The organism is Gordonia sp. UCD-TK1 (assembly GCF_001691435.1).
In the GTDB taxonomy this organism is placed as follows: domain Bacteria; phylum Actinomycetota; class Actinomycetes; order Mycobacteriales; family Mycobacteriaceae; genus Gordonia; species Gordonia hongkongensis.
In genome coordinates this window covers 50165-67738 of record NZ_LZMP01000019.1, presented here as the reverse complement: position 1 = coordinate 67738, position 17574 = coordinate 50165, and the positions used below count along the sequence as shown (strand labels likewise).

General features: G+C 70.2%; 12 protein-coding genes. 8 read left to right on the top strand and 4 right to left on the bottom strand.

Features of this window, described 5'->3' with window-relative positions; all coding sequences use genetic code 11:
* Positions 1–89 precede the first annotated feature (89 nt).
* Complete coding sequence (locus A9310_RS12340; protein ID WP_065630863.1) at positions 90–1424, top strand: MFS transporter; 1335 nt, start codon at positions 90–92, stop codon at positions 1422–1424.
* Here A9310_RS12340 and A9310_RS12335 read toward each other — a convergent pair.
* Positions 1405–1962, bottom strand: a complete 558-nt coding sequence (locus A9310_RS12335) for a hypothetical protein (RefSeq protein WP_065630862.1) — start codon at positions 1960–1962, stop codon at positions 1405–1407. The two genes, A9310_RS12340 and A9310_RS12335, sit on opposite strands and share 20 nt — an antisense overlap.
* A 120-nt stretch (positions 1963–2082) precedes the next feature.
* On the opposite strand from A9310_RS12335, the gene A9310_RS12330 reads away from it, so the two are divergent.
* Positions 2083–3174, top strand: a complete 1092-nt coding sequence (locus A9310_RS12330) for an aminotransferase class V-fold PLP-dependent enzyme (RefSeq protein WP_065630861.1) — start codon at positions 2083–2085, stop codon at positions 3172–3174.
* Positions 3175–3186: 12 nt separating this feature from the next.
* Here A9310_RS12330 and A9310_RS12325 read toward each other — a convergent pair whose 3' ends face one another.
* Together A9310_RS12325 and A9310_RS12320 are read right to left on the bottom strand one after the other, a co-directional pair.
* Positions 3187–4707, bottom strand: coding sequence for a glycerol-3-phosphate dehydrogenase/oxidase (locus tag A9310_RS12325; protein WP_065630860.1), 1521 nt, complete (start codon positions 4705–4707; stop codon positions 3187–3189).
* Positions 4708–4740: 33 nt separating this feature from the next.
* On the bottom strand, positions 4741–5337 hold the full coding sequence (locus A9310_RS12320) for a TetR/AcrR family transcriptional regulator (protein WP_065630859.1): 597 nt from the start codon (positions 5335–5337) through the stop codon (positions 4741–4743).
* Positions 5338–5386: 49 nt separating this feature from the next.
* On the opposite strand from A9310_RS12320, the gene A9310_RS12315 reads away from it, so the two are divergent.
* A complete protein-coding gene (locus tag A9310_RS12315) occupies positions 5387–6295 on the top strand; it encodes a diacylglycerol kinase family protein (RefSeq protein ID WP_065630858.1) in 909 nt (302 codons plus the stop codon).
* Positions 6296–6319: 24 nt separating this feature from the next.
* Here the strand turns inward: A9310_RS12315 and A9310_RS12310 are convergent, their stop codons facing one another.
* A complete protein-coding gene (locus A9310_RS12310) occupies positions 6320–7768 on the bottom strand; it encodes a CCA tRNA nucleotidyltransferase (protein ID WP_058253767.1) in 1449 nt (482 codons plus the stop codon).
* A gap of 91 nt (positions 7769–7859) precedes the next feature.
* Between A9310_RS12310 and A9310_RS26470 the strand changes: the two genes are divergently transcribed.
* The 5 genes from A9310_RS26470 to A9310_RS12290 all read left to right on the top strand — a co-directional run bounded on the left by A9310_RS26470 (position 7860) and on the right by A9310_RS12290 (position 17401).
* Positions 7860–7982: a hypothetical protein gene (locus tag A9310_RS26470; protein ID WP_302621816.1), complete on the top strand. Its 123-nt coding sequence runs from the start codon at positions 7860–7862 to the stop codon at positions 7980–7982.
* 20 nt (positions 7983–8002) lie between these two features.
* A complete protein-coding gene (locus tag A9310_RS12305; RefSeq protein WP_065630857.1) occupies positions 8003–9235 on the top strand; it encodes an NUDIX hydrolase in 1233 nt (410 codons plus the stop codon).
* A gap of 118 nt (positions 9236–9353) precedes the next feature.
* Positions 9354–11948: a DUF6049 family protein gene (locus A9310_RS12300; RefSeq protein ID WP_065630879.1), complete on the top strand. Its 2595-nt coding sequence runs from the start codon at positions 9354–9356 to the stop codon at positions 11946–11948.
* Between the two features lie 390 nt (positions 11949–12338).
* Positions 12339–16028 (top strand): murein biosynthesis integral membrane protein MurJ, encoded by a 3690-nt coding sequence (locus tag A9310_RS12295; protein ID WP_083207357.1) that lies wholly within the window; start codon positions 12339–12341, stop codon positions 16026–16028.
* A 161-nt stretch (positions 16029–16189) separates the two neighbouring features.
* Positions 16190–17401 carry a TetR/AcrR family transcriptional regulator gene (locus A9310_RS12290; RefSeq protein ID WP_254661243.1) on the top strand — a complete coding sequence of 404 codons (1212 nt, stop codon included), beginning with the start codon at positions 16190–16192 and terminating at the stop codon, positions 17399–17401.
* The last annotated feature ends 173 nt before the right edge of the window (positions 17402–17574 follow it).

Below are 17574 nucleotides of genomic sequence, written 5' to 3'. Positions count from 1 at the left end.
GATCGTCTGCGTCTTCACCTCCGGCCACCCGACCATCATCGCACGTCCGTGGCCGACGACGTCCATCGTCAGCTCGGTAGGCTGGATCGGTGAACAGCACCCAGGTGACCCGTGACCAACGCGGGTGGTCGGTGTTCGTCCACTCCCTCCGTTCCTCGCCGGGACTAGGCCGGTTGTTGTCGGTCCGGTTGTCCAGTCAGATCACCGACGGGATCTTCCAGGCCGCGCTGGTCGGCAGCATCCTGTTCAACCCCGAGCGCCATGCGGATCCGCTCGCGGTGGCCGGTGGCCTCGCGGTGCTGCTGCTGCCGTATTCGCTCATCGGCCCGTTCGCGGGCGCGTTGCTCGACCACTGGGATCGACGCAACGTCCTCCTGTACGCGAACCTGCTGCGCGGGCTGATCATCGGGCTCGTCGCACTGGCCGTCGCCTCCGGCGCACCCGATGTCGTGGTGCTGATCTCCGCCCTCGCCGCGACGGGTGCGAGCCGGTTCGTGGCGGCCGGACTGTCGGCCGGACTGCCGCACGTCGCGCGGCGTGAGGTGCTGGTCGCCACCAATGCGTTGTTCACCACGTTGGGCGGCGCGATGCTCACGGTCGGTCTCGGCATCACCCTGGGACTCCGCGCGATCTTCGGCGACGACAACGTGGGCAGTGCCCTCACGATGGTCGCCGGGATCGTGCTGGCCGTCGTCTCCGGCGGGCTGGCGCATCGGTTCCGACCGCTGCAACTCGGTCCCGACGAGCCCGACGACCCGGGTCGTTCGGCCGTGCACGCGGTCTCGGTCGGACTCTGGCACGGTGCGCGCGCCGTCGTCCACCACAAGACCGTGGCCGCCGCGTTGTCGGCTATCGGGGCCCACCGGCTGGTGTTCGGGATGAACACGCTGATGATCCTGGTGCTGACGCGCCAGATGGGTCCCGGCGACGGGGTCGACCGCGTCAGCGTGGTCATCGGTTTCACCGGCGCGGGGGCGCTTCTCGCCGCGGTCATCACGCCGATCGCGGTGGCACGGGTGGGCCGGTACGTGACGCTGCTCGTCGCGCTGGCCGTCGGGGCGGTCGCCGAGATGTCCGTGCTCAGCTTCGACTTCGCGGTGATCTGCGGGTCGGCGTTCGTACTCGGACTCATCGGGCAGATCGCCAAGTTGTGTGGCGACGTGGCGATGCAGGTCGATGTCGACGACGCCGTGCGCGGACAGGTGTTCTCGGTGCAGGACGCGGTGTTCAACATCGCCTACGTGGGTGCGGTGACCGTCGCGGCGCTCGCAATCCCCGACGACGGCCGGGCGGTCGGGCTCGTCGTGCTCGGGGTGGTGCTGTACCTGCTCGGAATGCTCGTGGTGCGCCTCCTGCATCCGCGTGGGCACTGGTCCGCCGAGCCCACGACGGTGCGGCCCAGCGTCACCGACCCCGCCGCGTGAACCGCGGGTCCCGGTTGTCATAGGCGGCGTCGGCCACGCCGTCCGCATCCAGGTCCACCAGCACCACATCGTGGCCGCCGTCCGCGTCGGAGTCGACGTAGAGTCGTTCGCCGACGATCCGGCCGCCCCGGTCGGCGCCGATGATCTCGGCATCGGGATCACCGTCGTCGTCGAGGTCGACCCGGGTGACCTGCGCTGCCGGGGGCTGCGGAGTCCGCTCGGGGACGTCGCGCCGCGGCAGTTGTTCGCCGGCGAGATCGGCTCGCGCGACGGGCCGGTCCCAGAGACCGGCACCGGAGTCGCGGTAGTAGGCGTCGGGCTCGCCGTCGTCATCGGTGTCGAGCGCGGCGACGTCGGCGACACCGTCGGCGTCGGTGTCCCACATCGCGTCATCACGACGACCGTCGCCGTCGAAGTCGAGCCGGATCGCGTCGAAGAGATCCGACCGCGGTTCCCCGAGCGCGAGGTCGGCGGCCCCGGACCAGCGCGTCGTCGGACCGTCGCCGGTCCCGAAGAAATACTCGATCGCCGGGTCCATGAGGTCTTGGACGCACCGGGGCCCAATCCGGTTCCCATCGATCGGTTCCCAGCGCCCGGGTTCCCGCTGTGCGGTTCCCGATGGGTGTGGACACCTCGACCACCCGGTAGGTTGTGGYCCATGTACGTCAGCGATCTCGGCGAGCAGTGGCATGCGGCCCGGCTCGAACCAGCCCTGGCACATCTCGACTCTGCTTCGGCGGGCCGCTCGTCGTACGCACTGATCGGCGCGATGACCGCGCACCTCTGGCGGGAGACCGAACGCGGGTCGTATGTCGCCGCCGACGACCGCGCCGAGGAGATCGCGCGCGACACAAGGAATCTCGCTGCCCTGATCGGACACACCGGCGACGAGGTGGTCTTCCGTGAGAGCGCCCGCGCCGCTCTGCGCGCCCTCCTCACCAACTGGAGCCTGCCCGTCACATCGACCGTGTGGGTGGCGAAGAACGAGTTCGGGCCCAACCTCGAGGAGTTCGAGCGCCGCGGGTACGCGGTACGGACCATGCCCGACGGGGACGTCTACGGTCACGTCGACACCGACGCGCTCGAGAACATGCTGCAGTTCGAGCAGCCCGACTTCATCCACGTCTGCCACATCGGCTCGATGTCCGGTGTGGTGCAGCCGGTCACGCGGATCGTCGAACTCGCGCATCGGGCCGGTGTGCCCGTCGTGGTGGACATGGCGCAGTCGGTCGGTCACGTCCCCACCGTCACCGGTGCCGACGTCGTCTACGGCACCAGCCGCAAGTGGCTCACCGGCCCGCGTGGCGTCGGGTTCGTCGCGGTGCGTCGAGACTCGTTGCGGCCGGTACGAATCGACGGTTCCGAGGCATTCATCGCCGGTCGCCTCGGACTCGGTGTCGCGGTCCGCGAGTTGCTCGAGATCGGCCAGCAGCGCGTCTTCCGCGAACTCGCGAAGATCGGCCGGGTCACCCGCGAACGACTCCACGGCATCGCGAGCTGGGAGGTCCTCGAACCGCTCGACGAGCCGTCGGCGATCATCACCCTCGCACCACCGCCCGGATGGCAGTTAGACGACGTCGCCGCGGCCCGCGACAAACTGCTGTCACTCGGTGTCCTGGTCACCGCCGCGGACACCTGGCGCGCACCGCTGGCGACCGAGCATCCGGTGCTCCGGATCAGCCCGCACCTCGACGTACGCCGGTCCGAACTCGACCGCGTCGCAGACACATTGCGCACGATGGGTTACTGACGCCGAGCAAGCTCACCCGAGGACCTCGCCGAGGATCCGCTCGATCTCCGGCCGTGCCGCGTCGGCGTCGCCTCGCACGAGGCCGATCCGCGTGCGCCGGTGCAGGATGTCGTCGGCGTCGAGGGCACCTTCGTGCGTGATCGCGAACTCGATCTCGGCGCGGGTGACGTCGATGCCGGGGACGATCGGATCCAGGGGACCGGCGAGAACGGCGGCGTCCACCACCGCCGGCGCCTCCCCGCCGAACCGCTGCACGAGCGAAGCCGGCAGACCCTGCTCGCGCGAGTTCCGTAGGGCTCCGACCAGCGGGGTCGTGGTCGTGACACAGTCCCCGGCGGTGAGGTCGGTGGTCGCGAGGGCGGCGTCGACGGCGTCTTGCGCCATGCGCCGGTAGGTGGTGAGCTTGCCGCCGAGGACGCTGACGAGACCGTCGCCGCGGACGCCGACGTGGTGCTGCCGCGAGACGTCGGCGAGGGCGTCGGAGTCGCGACCGCCGCGGGTGTCGACCAACGGTCGCAGACCCGCGAACGTGCCGATGATGTCCGAGCGATCCAACGGTCGTGCGAGAGCGGGATTCACGGCGTCGAGCAGAAAGTCGATCTCCGACTCGTCCGGCATCGGGACGTCGGGGATCGGCCCCGGCGCCGCGACATCGGTGAGGCCGACGTAGACGCGCCCCAGCTGCGCGGGGATCACGAAGACGAACCGCGACACCGAGGTGCCCAGCGGCGTCATCAGCGCGGCGTCGGGGAATCCCAACCGCGCCGCGTCGACGACGAGATGCGTTCCGCGGCTGGGATGTACGGCGAGTGCATCATCGATGCCGCCGGACCAGACGCCGGTGGCGTTGACGACCATCCGCGCGCCGACGTCGAAGCTCTCACCGGTCAACTGATCGGTGAGGGTGGCCCCGCGGCCGTCCAGGCGCTCCGCCCGCACCCGGGTGCAGACGGATGCGCCGTAGCCGGCCGCCGTCCGCGCGAGGGCGACGACGAACCGAGCGTCGTCGACGAGTTGACCGTCGGAGGTGGAGATACCGCCGCGCAGACCGTGGGGCGACACCGCCGGGAAGCGGGCGAGGGTCTCCAGGGCCGACACCCGGGCCGGCGGGGGCAGGAGCGAGTCGGGGGTACCAGCGTTGCGTCGGAGCACATCTCCCGCGCGCAGGCCCAATCGGATGATCGAGGTTTGCCTGCCACCGCGGTCGGGGATGATCTGGCGGAGGGGAGCGATCAGATGCGGAGCGATGGCGGTCATCAGATGATGACGTTCGACGGCACTTTCGCGCGCGATCCGCAGATCACCCCTGGCCAGATAACGGAGACCACCGTGAACGAGTTTGCTGCTCCAGCGCGAGGTTCCGGCCGCGAGGTCGTCCTTCTCGACGAGCGCGACGCGCAGGCCACGGGTCGCGGCGTCGAGCGCCACCCCGGCGCCGGTCACACCGCCGCCGATGACCAGCAGATCCAGGGGATCGCCGGACGTCAGACGGTCGAGCGCACGACGACGGGTGTCGGCGGACAGGGTCGCCATCAGAGTCGCACCGCGGGACCGGCGCTCACGACGTCATCCGTCGACGCCCGCGCCGGCCGGACGCAGATACCCGGCCAGCATCTCGTGCAACTCGGTGCTCCAGCCCTCGGCGATGATGTCGGAGACCAGTGCCCCGGACTGGAGGAACGACTGCGCGATCAGCAGCACCATCGCCGCCATCCGTTTGGCGTCACCCGCCCGGACGTGGCGCCGTTCCTGGGCCTGCGACAGCATGTCGGAGAGAATCGCGAGCGCCCCTTGCTGACTCGTACCGAGACGCTCGAAGACGTACGGCGCCATGAAGTCTCGCTGCTCGCGCCACAGCGAGGCGATCAGTTCGTCGTCGCGGAGCGCGCCGACGACCGCGACCACCCGATCGACCAGCGCATCCAGATCGGCGGGTTCGCCTCGTCCGCCGATCGCGTCCTCGACGACTCCCAGGACCTCGCGGGTCAACAGCCCGCGGATGATCTCGTTGATGTCGGGCCACCGGCGGTACACCGTCGGTCGACTGACACCTGCTTGTCGGGCCACCTCGGAGACAGTCACCTTGCGTCCGCCGCTACGCAGCAGACAGCTCCGTGCCGCATCCAGAACGAGATCCCCGATCTCCTCGTTACGGATTGCCATGATGTGTAACACTGTAACGGATCACTTGAACGGCGGGGGGCCGACTCATATGACTATCGAACACGCCACACTCGTGGCCAGTCCGTACGCACGGCACGGAACGGGCCTGCGCGTCGCCCACGACGCCGCAGAACTGCTGCGTGCCCGCGGCGTGGAGGTGGAGATCATCGTCGGCGAGGACATCGCCGACGCCGCCGATCTCGCCGGCAAGGCAGCCCGCGGGGACACCGACGTCCTCGTCGTCGTGGGGGGCGACGGCACGGTGCGTCTGACGGTGGAGGCCACGATCGGGTCGGGCAAGCCGCTGGCCGTCATCCCGGCCGGGAGCGGGAACGACTTCGCCCGCAACCTCGGCATCCCACTGGAGCCGGCCGACGCCGTCGAGGTCATCCTGGCCGGCCACCGGCGACCCATCGACCTCGGCCGGGTCAGCTTCCCGGACGGGCAGACCGCGCTGTTCAGCACGGTCGCCGCCACCGGGTTCGACGCCGCGGTCACCGCGCGGGCCATCGACATGCGCCGGCCGCGCGGACAGTCCCGGTACACGATCGCGGCGCTGCTCGAACTACTCGCTCTGCGGTCGCGTCACTACCAGGTCCGCGTCGACGACCAGGCCGTCGAATCCGACCTCATCTTCGCCGCGATCGGCAACACCACGTCGTACGGCGGTGGCATGAAGATCACGCCGCAGGCGTCGATCACCGACGGCCGGCTCGACGTGACCCTCGCGCTCAACCCACCGCGGCTGGCACGTTGGACGATTGCGCGCGTCTTCCCGAAGGTGTTCTCGGGCAAGCACATCGACAGTCCGAACGTCCGGACCATGCGCGGCGCGGAGGTCGAGCTGTACTGCGATCCGCCGGCCCTCGTGTCGGTCGACGGTGACCTCGTCGGCGAGCTGCCGGCGGTCTTCGAGGCGGTACCGCACGCGATCGAGGTGTTCGCGCCGGCGAGCTGAAACGCCCGGGGCGTCTCGCAGTCCTCACTGACCGCTGCGCGCCGCCCACCATTCGCGAAGGGCATCCTCGGCTTCGTCGCGGCTGAGCGGTCCACGGTCCAGGCGTAGCTCCTTCAGATGACGCCACGCCTGTCCGACGATCGGACCGGGCGGCACGCCGAGGAGTTCCATGATCGCGTTGCCGTCGAGGTCGGGCCGGACCTTCTCGAGATCCTCGGCCGCCTGTAGGTCGGCGATCCGCTGCTCGAGACTGTCGTAGTTCTGCTGCAGCCGCCGGGCGCGCCGCTTGTTGCGGGTGGTGCAGTCGGCGCGCACCAGCTTGTTCAGCTTGTCGAGTAGGGGACCGGCATCGGTGACGTACCGGCGGACGGCCGAGTCGGTCCACGCGCCGTCTCCGTAACCGTGGAAGCGCAGGTGCAGGAAGACCAGCTGCGCCACGTCGGACACCACCGCCTTCGGATACTTGAGTGCCCGCATCCGTTTGCGCACCATCTTCGCGCCCACGACCTCGTGGTGATGAAAGCTGACGCCACCCCCCGGTTCGTGCCGCCGCGTCGCGGGTTTGCCGATGTCGTGCAACAGGGCCGCCCAGCGCAGCACCAGGTCCGGATCGCCGTCCTCGAGATCGATGGCCTGGCGGAGCACGGTCAGGGAGTGCTGGTAGACGTCCTTGTGCTGGTGGTGCTCGTCGATGGTGAGCTTCATGCCGGGCACCTCGGGCAGCACCCGCTCGGCCAGACCGGTCTCGACCATGGCGTCGATCGCCTCGATCGGGAACTCGCCGCAGATCAGTTTGTCCAGCTCGGTGCGGATGCGTTCGACGGTGATGCGTTCGATCTCGCCGTTCATGTCGGTGATCGCCTGCCACACGCGCGGCGCGAGCCGGAATCCCAGCTGAGAGACGAACCGCACGGCGCGCAGCATGCGCAGGGGGTCGTCGCCGAAGGACTGTGCAGGCGTGGCGGGGGTGTCGATGACCCCGGCCAGCAGGGCGGTCATCCCGTCGAGCGGGTCCCGGAAGTCCTGGGCGCCCGCCGAGCCGATCCGGACCGCCATCGCGTTGACGGTGAAGTCCCGTCGGATCAGGTCGTCGTCGAGGGTCTTGCCGAACGTGACCTCAGGATTGCGGCTGACCTGGTCATACGAGTCCGCGCGAAACGTCGTGATCTCGATCAGGTGGTCGCCCTTGCGGACCCCGACCGTGCCGAACTCGATGCCGACGTCCCAGAACGCGTCGGCCCAGCCGCGGAGGAGCTGCGACACCGTCTCCGGGCGCGCATCGGTCGTGAAGTCGAGGTCGTTGCCCAGACGCCCGAGAACCGCGTCGCGCACCGAGCCGCCCACCAGGTACAGCTCGTGGCCGGCGGTCTCGAACAGCTTGCCGAGGGGCACGAGGACGTCGTCGAGGTCGCGCAGTGCGATCGCCGCGGCGGCGAGCAGACGGGTGCGCCGTTCCGGGTCCGCCGAGTGCACCTGGTCCGGCTGGGCTGCCCCATTCCGGAATGGCCCAGACGCCGCCGCACCGGACGGGGAAGTGTCGTTCACGGCTTGCCACCCTACCGTCGTGACCCGCGACGACGCCGCCGCACAGCTCGTCGGCGACGACTCATACACCCCCGGCGCACTCGCGACACTGCGAATCCACAACCTACGCGCCCTCGGAGGCGTCCGGACAAACTGCAGGTGACCAGCCGCTAGCATCGTGGAGTGTCCACCGATTCCTCGACCAACCCTTCAGACGTCAGCGGCGTCTCGTCGGGTGCGCACGGTGAGGGTGGCGGACAAGGCGAGCAGAATGCCTCCGGCCAGGGGCGTCGTGCCCGGCGCGGCCGACGCCGCCGGGGCCGGCGCAAGTCCGAGAACCGAGGTGCGGCGCCCGCTCACACCCCGACGGCGCACAGTCCGCACGGGCACAAACAGAGCGGTCATGCCCAACCCAAGAACAAGCAGCCGACTCCCGGCCAGGCGGGCTCGCGGCCGGGCCACAAACCCGGCTCGCCCAACCCGGCCTCCGAACCGGCACCCAGCACTCATCACCCGACTCCCAATGACCTCGCCCGCGCCCGGGCCGCCGATCCCGCGTGCCCGGATCCGGTCGAGGCCGAGCCCGTCGACAAGCTCCCGGTCGATCCCGATCGTGCGCGACCCCGCGTCACCCCGCCGAAGCCGTCGGACATGGTCGCCGTCAGCGCCAAGCTGACCAAGACCGGTTTGACCCAGGCCGGCGGCAAGGCGTCGAAGGGTCGACGGCGCACGGCGCGGGCGGACCGTGCGTCCGAACGCCCGGCTGCCGAGCGCGCCCACCCTGACCGCGCGGGCAACGAGAAACTCCGCACCGTGCGCGAGACCTCGGCAGGGGGGCTCGTCATCTCCGACCTCGACCTCCCCGTCGACCAGTTGTCGGCCGCGCTCATCGGTCGCGTCGACCGTCGCGGCCGCACCATGTGGTCGCTGCCCAAGGGACACATCGAAACCGGCGAGACCGCCGAGCAGACCGCCATCCGCGAGGTCGAGGAGGAGACCGGGATCCAGGGCACGGTGGTGGCCCCGCTCGGCAAGATCGACTACTGGTTCGTCAGCGAAGGTCGTCGGATCCACAAGACCGTGCATCATTACCTGCTGCGGTGCACGGGCGGCGAGCTGTCCGACGCCGACTACGAGGTGTCCGAGGTGGCCTGGGTGCCGTTACACGAGCTCCCGCGTCGGCTCACGTACTCTGACGAGCGGCGACTCGCCCGGATGGCCCGGGGTGTGATCGCCGAACTCGCCGCCGACCCCACCCGGCTGGCCCAGTCCGAGGCCGACAGCATCCGCACCGAACCCAACGCCTATGAGAAAGCCGCCGCCGCGCGCAACCAGCGCCGCAACGAGCCACCGCCCCCGGTTCGTCCGCGCCGGCGCCGGCGCCGTCCACGACGGCCCGCGGCCGGCGATGGCTGAGCCGCGCCCGTCCGCCGCCGAGCCCCGTTCGTCTCGTTCTCTCGCCTTCTCGCATGCGCTGCGGTCCGGCGCGCTCGCGACTCTGGCCTCCGCCGTGGTCCTGGCCGTTCTCGGTCTGATGGTCCTGTCCGGCGCGGTGGGACCGGCGTCGGCGGCGCCGGAGACGGCCACCAGCGATTCCGACGCCGGGTCCGGCGCGTCGGACCGGTCACCGAGCCGCTTCGCCCGCATCGTCATCGATTCGATGACCCCGAACATCGTGACCACGACCAGCCGGCCGGTGGTCACCGTCAGCGGACGCGTCGACAACGTCGGCGACCGGTCCATCACCGACCTGACCATCCGGCTCGAGCGCGGCGATCCGGTGGCGTCGGCCGCGGGCCTGCGTACCGACCTCGCCGACGACGATCCGGCCGTCGCCGTGGCCGGCCCCTTCGAGGCGCTGTCCGACTCGCTCGCCCCCGGCGAGAGCGTCGGCTTCCGCATGTCGATGGCACTCTCGGCCAACAACGGTCCCGACGGCCAGGGCCTGGCCATCTCCCAGCCCGGCGTGTACCCGATGCAGGTCAACGTCAACGGCACCCCGGAGTACGGCAACACCGCGCAGGTCGCGGGATCGCGGATGCTGCTGCCGGTGTTGTCCCTGCCACCCGACGACACCCGGGCCGCCGGTTACGTCGACCCGTCCACCGAGTACTCCGACGCCGACCCGGTCGTCGGGCTCGGGCCGGACGGGTCGGTGTCGGCGAACCTGTCCAGCCCGGCACGCATGACGATGGTGTGGCCGTTGGCCGCCCCGCCGCAGCTCGCGCCGGGTGTGCTGGGCGGCAACACCGAACCGGTCCGGTTGATCAACGAGAACATGGCGCGGTCGCTCGCCGACGGCGGCAGACTCGCCGAGCTACTCGCCGCGCTGCAGCGGGTCGTCGGGGAACCCCCACCCGCACAATCGGATTCGGCGGCATCGGACACCCCGCCATCCGAGACACCGGAGAACCCGGAACCGAGCGCACTGCCCGGTTCGGAGAAGCTCGCCGACAGCATGTGCCTGGCGATCGACCCCGACCTCGTCGTCACGGTGCGCGCGATGTCGCTGGGGTACGAGGTGTCCGACAATCCCGCCGATCCGCGGTCGACGACCCGGCCCGGTAACGGCGTGGACGCCGCCGGTCGCTGGCTCACCGGCCTGCGATGGATCGCGCAGCGGATGTGCGTGGTGGCCCTGCCGTACGCGCAGGCCGATCTGACCTCCCTGACCCGGATCGGCAACACCGGCCTCACCGAGGCCGCGCTGCGGTCACCGGCCGACATCATCGACACCGTGCTCGGCGTCCGGAGCGTGCGCGGTCTCTCGATCCCCGCCCTGGGGGCAATCGACGCCGACGGCGCCGCCGCCCTCACCGAGGCCGAGATGACCGCGACCGCGGTGTCGTCGAACTCCGTCGCGCCGGTCGGTCGCCGCGACGCCGCCGGCCGCTACCGGATCGGTGACCTCGCCGCCCAGACCTACGACGCACCTGTGACCGCCTCGTTCGCCGCGCTCGGTACGGCGCCGTCTACCCCCGCTCTGACGCCTCCGAGTCAGCGCATCGACCTGTCCGACGAGTCCGAGGGAAGCAGGCGCCAGAGCGCGATCGGTGCCCTCGCCTATCCCGCGATCGCCGCGCCGGAACCCGGTCCGACCGCACCCGGGGCACGCCCGTCGCCCGACCCGGTCGTCGGCAGATCGGCGTTCCTGATGCCCCCGACGTACTGGTCGCCCACGTCCGCCGACGCCGAGGCCCTGTTCACCACCGCACGGCTGCTCCTCGAATCGGGTGCCGCGACACCGGCTCCGCTGTCGACGCTGGCCGCCGACCTCGGTTCCGCGCCCGAGCAGGCGCGGCTGATCGACCCGCCCGGGGTCGGTCCGGTGGGCGAGGTGGGCTCGGTGCTGACGAGCGACGCGACCGGATCGATACGACGTAATGTCGAGGACAGCTGGCAGTTCGAGGGCGCCCTGGTGCGCTCGGCGGATGTCGCCGCCACCCCCGAGCGGTACATGTCGCCGCTGCGCGAGGACCAGCTCCGGGCGATCCGCTCCCCGGATGTCCAGGGGTCGGCCGTCTACACCCACCTGCGGCGCGCGCAGACCGAACGCATCGACGCGGTCTCGTCGACCCTGTACCGGATGTCGCAGTCGGTCACCATCCTCGATCCCGGCGGTCGTTACACGCTGGCTTCCGAGCGGAGTCCGCTGCTGCTGGTCGTGAGCAACGACCTCGCGCTCCCGGTGCGTGCCCGGATCACCACGTCCGAGCCGGCGGGCATCGAGATCGGCGACCTCGGGGTGATCGAGATCCCGGCGCGCGGAACCCGGCAGATCCAGCTGCCCACCCAGGGCGACGCCTCCGAGGCGATCAGTGTGCAGATCCGGTTGTCGACGGTCACCGGCGTGCCACTGGGCCAGCCGATCAGCCTGTCGGTGCACACCAACGCGTACGGCAAGCCGCTGTTCTACATCACGATCATCGCTGCGGCAGCGCTGGTCCTGCTCACCGCGCGTCGGTTGTGGCATCGTTTCCGCGGCCAGCCCGATCCCGCCGACGCCGACCGTCCCGAACCCGACGAACTCGAGCGATTGCTTGCCGGAAGCGGGTATCAGGAGCGACGCCGTACCCTGCAGAGCGAGGGTCGGACGTACGGCGAGGAACCGGGCGATGACCCTCCATGACCGACATCACCACGACCCGAGGACGGCGGCAGAAGCGACGTGACCTGGAACGATGAGCCGCGTGTACCGCGGTCGGGGACACCCGGCCCGGTGCCGCCCCAGCGTCCCGAGCGCGCCGCACCCCGGCGGATTCCGCCGAACCGGGTTCCGGGTGGCCGGGTCCCTCCGACGCGGATCCCGCCCGGGTCCCCGGATCCGGGACCCACTGCGCCACGGCCTGCCGCACCAGGATCGCCCGACGCGCGGCCTGCGGCCCCACGACCCGCGCCGCCGCGACCGGGCGGGCGGGCACCCTCGGCCCCGCGTCCGCCCGCGCCATCGGCACCTACTCCACCGGCACCCACGCCGGCCCGGCCGGACGTGTCACCGGCCCAGAACAACACGCGGGTCATGACCGCGTCCGACCCCCGCCGACCGTCGAACGGTCCGGTGGCCGCCGGCGCGGTGTCCGTCCAGAAGGCACCCGACGAGAAGGCGCCCGAGGGGAAGGCGCCCGACGGGAAAGCGTCGTCGACCGGTCTGGCGCGGGACTCGGACTCGAGCATCCTGCGCACCAGCGGGTCGATCGCGATCGCCACCCTGTTCAGTCGCATCACCGGCTTCCTGCGGACCGTGCTCATCCTCGCGATGCTCGGCCCTGCCATCGCCTCGGCGTTCCAGGCGGCCGACGTGCTGCCGAACATGATCGCCGAGGTCGTCCTCGGCGCCGTGCTGACCGCGATCGTCATCCCGCTGCTCGCCCGGGCCGAGGCCGAGGACGACGACGGCGGCGAGGGTTTCATCAACCGGATCTTCACCATCACCGTCGTCGTCCTCGGGACCGCGACGGTCGTGGCGGTGATCGCGGCGCCGCTGCTCACCTATCTGAACCTGGGGGACGGGCAGGTCAATCGCGAGCTGTCCACCGCGCTCGCCTACCTGCTGTTGCCGGAGATCCTGTTCTACGGCCTGTCCGCGTTGTTCATCGCGATCCTCAACCTGCGCGGCTACTTCAAGCCGGGTGCGTGGGCGCCCGTCCTGAACAACGTCGTGCAGATCACCACTCTCGTGCTCTACGCGGTGGTGCCCGGCGAGATCACCCTCAACCCCGTCCGGATGTCCGATCCGCAGCTCCTGGTGCTCGGCATCGGTTGCACGACCGGTGTCGTGCTCCAGGCGCTGATACTGGTGCCGTTCCTCCGCAAGTCGGGGGTGCGGCTGCGCCTGCAGTGGGGCATCGACGCGCGCCTGCGCCAGTTCGGCAACATGGCCGTCGCCATCGTCGCGTATGTGGCGCTGCTCCAGGTCGGCCTGATCGTCACCTACCGGATCGCATCGTCGGCCGACGCGTCGGGCGTCAGCATCTACTTCACCCACTGGCAGTTGTTGCAGCTTCCGTACGGCGTGCTGGGCGTGACCATCCTGACCGCGATCATGCCGCGACTGTCGCGCAACGCCACCGCGGACGACACCAAGGCGGTCGTCGACGATCTGTCCCTGGCGACGCGACTGACGATGGTCGCCCTCGTCCCGGTCGTGTCGTTCATGACGTTCTTCGGACCGGCCATCGCCATCGCCGTCTTCAACTTCGGCAAGTTCGACGCCGCCTCCGCGTCGCAACTGGGTTCGGTGCTGTCGTGGGGTGCGTTCACCCTCATCCCGTACTCCATGACCCTCGTCCAGCTGCGCGTGTTCTACGCCCGGGAGGACGCGTGGACCCCGACGTTCATCGCGCTGGGCATCACCGTGGTGAAGGTGGTGTCGTCGTACCTGGGGCCGGTGCTCTTCGACGATCCCGAACTCGTCGTGCGCTGGCTCGCGCTGTCCAACGGGTTGGGCTATCTGGTCGGTGCCGTCGTCGGTCACTTCCTGCTCCGCAGCCGTCTTCGCGGGGCCCGGCTCTCGGATGTGGCACGCACGTCCGTCGTGACCCTGGCCGTCTCGATCGGGGTCTCCGCCACCGTGTGGGCGGTCGCGAAACTCACCGGTCTCGACGACATGATCGGCTGGCTGGGCAAGGTGGGGTCGGTCCTCTACCTCGGGCTTACCGCCGCGGTGGTGCTCGCGGTGACCTACGCCGGTCTCGCCGCGGCCCGCGTACCGGATGTCGTCGCGATCGGGCTGGCCGTACGCCGTCTGCTCGGCCGGTTCATCCCGGCGCTCGCCCCGCCGCCGCAGCCCGAACGTGAACAGTCACCGGCGATCACAGTTCAGTTTCCGCGCGTCACCGGCGACGAATCGCTCCCGTACTCTGGTCAGGTACAGGTGCTGCGCCGCTTCGACAGAGGTACCGCGACGTGGCAGTCGTACTCCGTACACTCCGGTGGCGCGATCGGCGCGACCCGGGATGTGCGCCCCATCCCCGAACGCGCGCCGGTACCGCGCGACATCAGATACCGCAGGAGAGGAGTCCGTCGCGTGAGTGACAGTGAGGTCGACACCACTGCTGCCACCGGGCCGCCCGCCGAGCCCAGAGCCGGCGACGCACCCACTCCACCGACCCCGACTCCCGCCGCCGAGACCGGTGCGGCCGACAGCGCGGCGAGCCCACGCCGGCGCGGACCACGCCTCATCCCCGGTGCTGCGGTCGCCGGCGGCCGGTACCGACTGCTCGAGCAGCACGGCGGCACCCGCGGTCTGCAGTTCTGGCGGGCCCAGGACATCAACCTCGACCGTGAGGTCGCGCTGACCTTCGTCGACGCCGAGCAGCTCGCACCGCCGCCCGAGCGTGGTCAGGCCGCCAAGATGTCCGATCAGGGACCGCAGGCCGTGCTGTCGCGCACCCTGCGCCTGGGCCAGATCAACTCCGACGGGGTGGCACGGGTCCTCGACGTCGTCCGCGGATCGTCGGGCGGCATCGTCGTCGCCGAATGGGTGCCCGGATCGTCCCTGGCGGATGTCGCCGGGTCGGGACCGTCGCCGATCGGCGCCGCGCGGGCGGTGCGTTCACTCGCCGCGGCCGCCGAGATCGCCCACCGCTCCGGTGGCGCGCTGTCCATCGACCATCCCGACCGCATCCGCATCAGCCACGACGGCAATGCCGTGCTGGCGTTCCCCGGCACCCTCGCCGGGGACGACAAGGCGTCCGATGTCCGCGGCCTCGGGGCCGTGCTGTACGCGCTCCTGCTCAACCGCTGGGCGCTCGATCCCGCGGACGGGTCCCGGCTGATCACCACCGCCGACTCCACCGAGCCCGTGGGTGGGATCCCCGTGGCCACGCCCGGTGAGGACGGACAACCGGTCGAGCCGCGGCTCAGCAAGCCCGACATCCCGTTCGAGATCTCGGCGGTCGCGGCGCGCGCGCTCGACGGTTCGCGCGGGATCCGTACCGCGGCGACGGTGCAGCACGTGCTCGATCAGGCCACGGTCGTCGACCTGAACACCCACATGTTGCCGGCCATCACCGACGCCCCGCCGCCGGTGAGCGTGGCGCCCCGACTGGGTGCCGGCGGCGACGAGAAGCCACCGCGCCGCAACCTGGCGTTGCTCATCGGCGCCGGACTCCTCGCGCTGTTCATCGTCATCGCGCTGATCGTGGGTGCCACCAACATCTTCGGCGGCAGCAGCGGCTCGAGCGACATCGACTCGATCCTCACCACGACCGAGCCCTCGCCTCCGCCCGGCGCCCAGCCGCCGCCGACGCCCGCGGCCCCGGCGGCCCCGCAACCCATTGCGCTGCAGTCGGTCTCGGTCGTCGACTTCTCCGCCCAGACACCGGACAACTCGGCGAACGTACGCAACGTGATCACCGGCGCCGCCCCGCCGTGGCAGACCGACAACTATCGCGGGCGTCCGGACTTCGGCGGGCTCAAGCCGGGGCTGGGCCTCATGTTCGACCTCGGAGCGGAACGCCCGGTGCGGTCGGTCACCATCGAGAGTCCGACGCCCGGGATCAGCGTCGAGATCCGTACGTCGCCGTCGGCGCGTCCGGCGTTCGCCCGGACGACGACGGTGGCGTCGGGTCAGGTGGACCAGGCGTCCACCACGATTCCGATCGCCCAGCCGCCGACCACCCGCTACGTCATGGTCTGGCTCACGAGCCTGCCGAGTTCGGGAAGCGGCTATCAGGCCGAGATCTCGCGCGTCACGATGGCCGGCTGACGCACCGGTCGAGCACCTGACCGCGCCCCGCGATTATCGGCGCGTGCAACTCGAGGTCCGAGTTACGACCAACGAGTATGAACGACGACGGCACTCGCGTACGAGCGGGTCATGACGCAGATCCATCGGCGCGGTCTCCTGTACCGCTGCCCTCGACACCAGTGTCGAAATCCGCAGACATCGCGAGTGCGAAGAGCGCTCGACTGCCCGAACTCCGGCTCGAACACCTGGTCCGAGAGGCGACACGCCTGTTTCAGGAGTTCGGCTATCGCAACGTGAGCATGGAACAGATCGGTGCGACGGTCGGACTGACCGGGCCTGCGTTGTACCGACATTTTCCGTCCAAGCAGGACATCCTCGCGCAGGCGTTGACCGCGCAGGTGCGGACCGTCAGCCGGTTCATGGCCGATGCGCAGGAGCGCGGTGGCACTCCCGAGGAGCAAATCGGGTTGTTCTTCGACGCATTGGGTGACATGACCGCGCATCGAGATGTCTCCATCCTCTGGAACCGCGAACGATTGCACCTGGAGCGATCAGGCCTGTCCGAGTTGAATCGCTCCTTCGGGGGACTCGTGGACACGCTGGCGGCGAAGATCAGCGCCGCCCGACCCGCGGTCGACCCGGCGGGCGCGGAGCTACTCGCGACCGCTGTCCTCAGTGTGTACTCGAGCACGGCCCGGATGCGTGGCTCACTGTCGGCCAAGCGGCTCATGCAGGTCCAGCGAGCGCTCACGGACTCGATTCTCGACTGTGACCTGGCCACGGCTCCGGTTGTGGTGGGGACAGATGAAGCACGATCACGTCGAAGTCCGATCGCCCGACGCGAACGAATCCTCGACGTCGCGACCGAGTTGTTCTTCGTACGCGGCTTCCGGAACGTTCGTATCGACGAGATCGCCGCCCACGCGGGCGTCTCGGTGGCGACCGTCTATCACGAGCACGCAGGGAAGACGGAGATCTTGTGGACGGTCATCCGTCGAGGCATCGAAGGCTTGTTGGGGACGTCGATCGCGGCACTCGACGGAGCCGCCGCCGGTGACACGCTCGACGTGCTCCTGCGCGTGTTCGTCGACTACTCGCTGGGCCCCAATGGGCGGGTGCTGGCCGTGGCAGTTCGGGACGCGGTGTATCTACCGGAAGCCGACCAGATCTCTCTCGGCCGCACCACCTCGGACTACTCCGCCGAGTGGACCACTGCCATCCGTGTGCGTACGCCCAGCCTGTCACAGGCCGATGCCAAGGCTCTGGAGCAGGCTCTGGCCGGGTTCGCCGGCCACGTGATCTCGTCCCCCGAGCTCCGCTCTCGGCCGGGCATCGACGGGCAATTGAGGAAACTGGCATACGCCATCCTGATACCGCGCGCCCGTATCTGACCGTGACGGTTCCCTCGGCCGCCCTACGGTACTCACGCGACAGCCTGACACGCGAGAAGGGTAGGACCGACCCGGGGGCCTCGGGCGCTTCGCCGTTCTCGGGGCGACGGTGGTGGCAGCAGGGCTCGGATACCTGTTCGCGGCAGACTCAGATGCACGCACCAGATTGCGTG

What these genes read in the sequence shown, in the direction of transcription:
- A9310_RS12325 (WP_065630860.1), bottom strand. Translation starts at nt 4,707, where the DNA reads ATGGCGACCCTGTCCGCCGACACCCGTCGTCGTGCGCTCGACCGTCTG.
- A9310_RS12300 (WP_065630879.1), top strand. Translation starts at nt 9,354, where the DNA reads ATGGTCCTGTCCGGCGCGGTGGGACCGGCGTCGGCGGCGCCGGAGACG.
- A9310_RS12320 (WP_065630859.1), bottom strand. Translation starts at nt 5,337, where the DNA reads ATGGCAATCCGTAACGAGGAGATCGGGGATCTCGTTCTGGATGCGGCA.
- A9310_RS12295 (WP_083207357.1), top strand. Translation starts at nt 12,339, where the DNA reads ATGACCGCGTCCGACCCCCGCCGACCGTCGAACGGTCCGGTGGCCGCC.
- A9310_RS12335 (WP_065630862.1), bottom strand. Translation starts at nt 1,962, where the DNA reads ATGGACCCGGCGATCGAGTATTTCTTCGGGACCGGCGACGGTCCGACG.
- A9310_RS12330 (WP_065630861.1), top strand. Translation starts at nt 2,083, where the DNA reads ATGTACGTCAGCGATCTCGGCGAGCAGTGGCATGCGGCCCGGCTCGAA.
- A9310_RS12315 (WP_065630858.1), top strand. Translation starts at nt 5,387, where the DNA reads ATGACTATCGAACACGCCACACTCGTGGCCAGTCCGTACGCACGGCAC.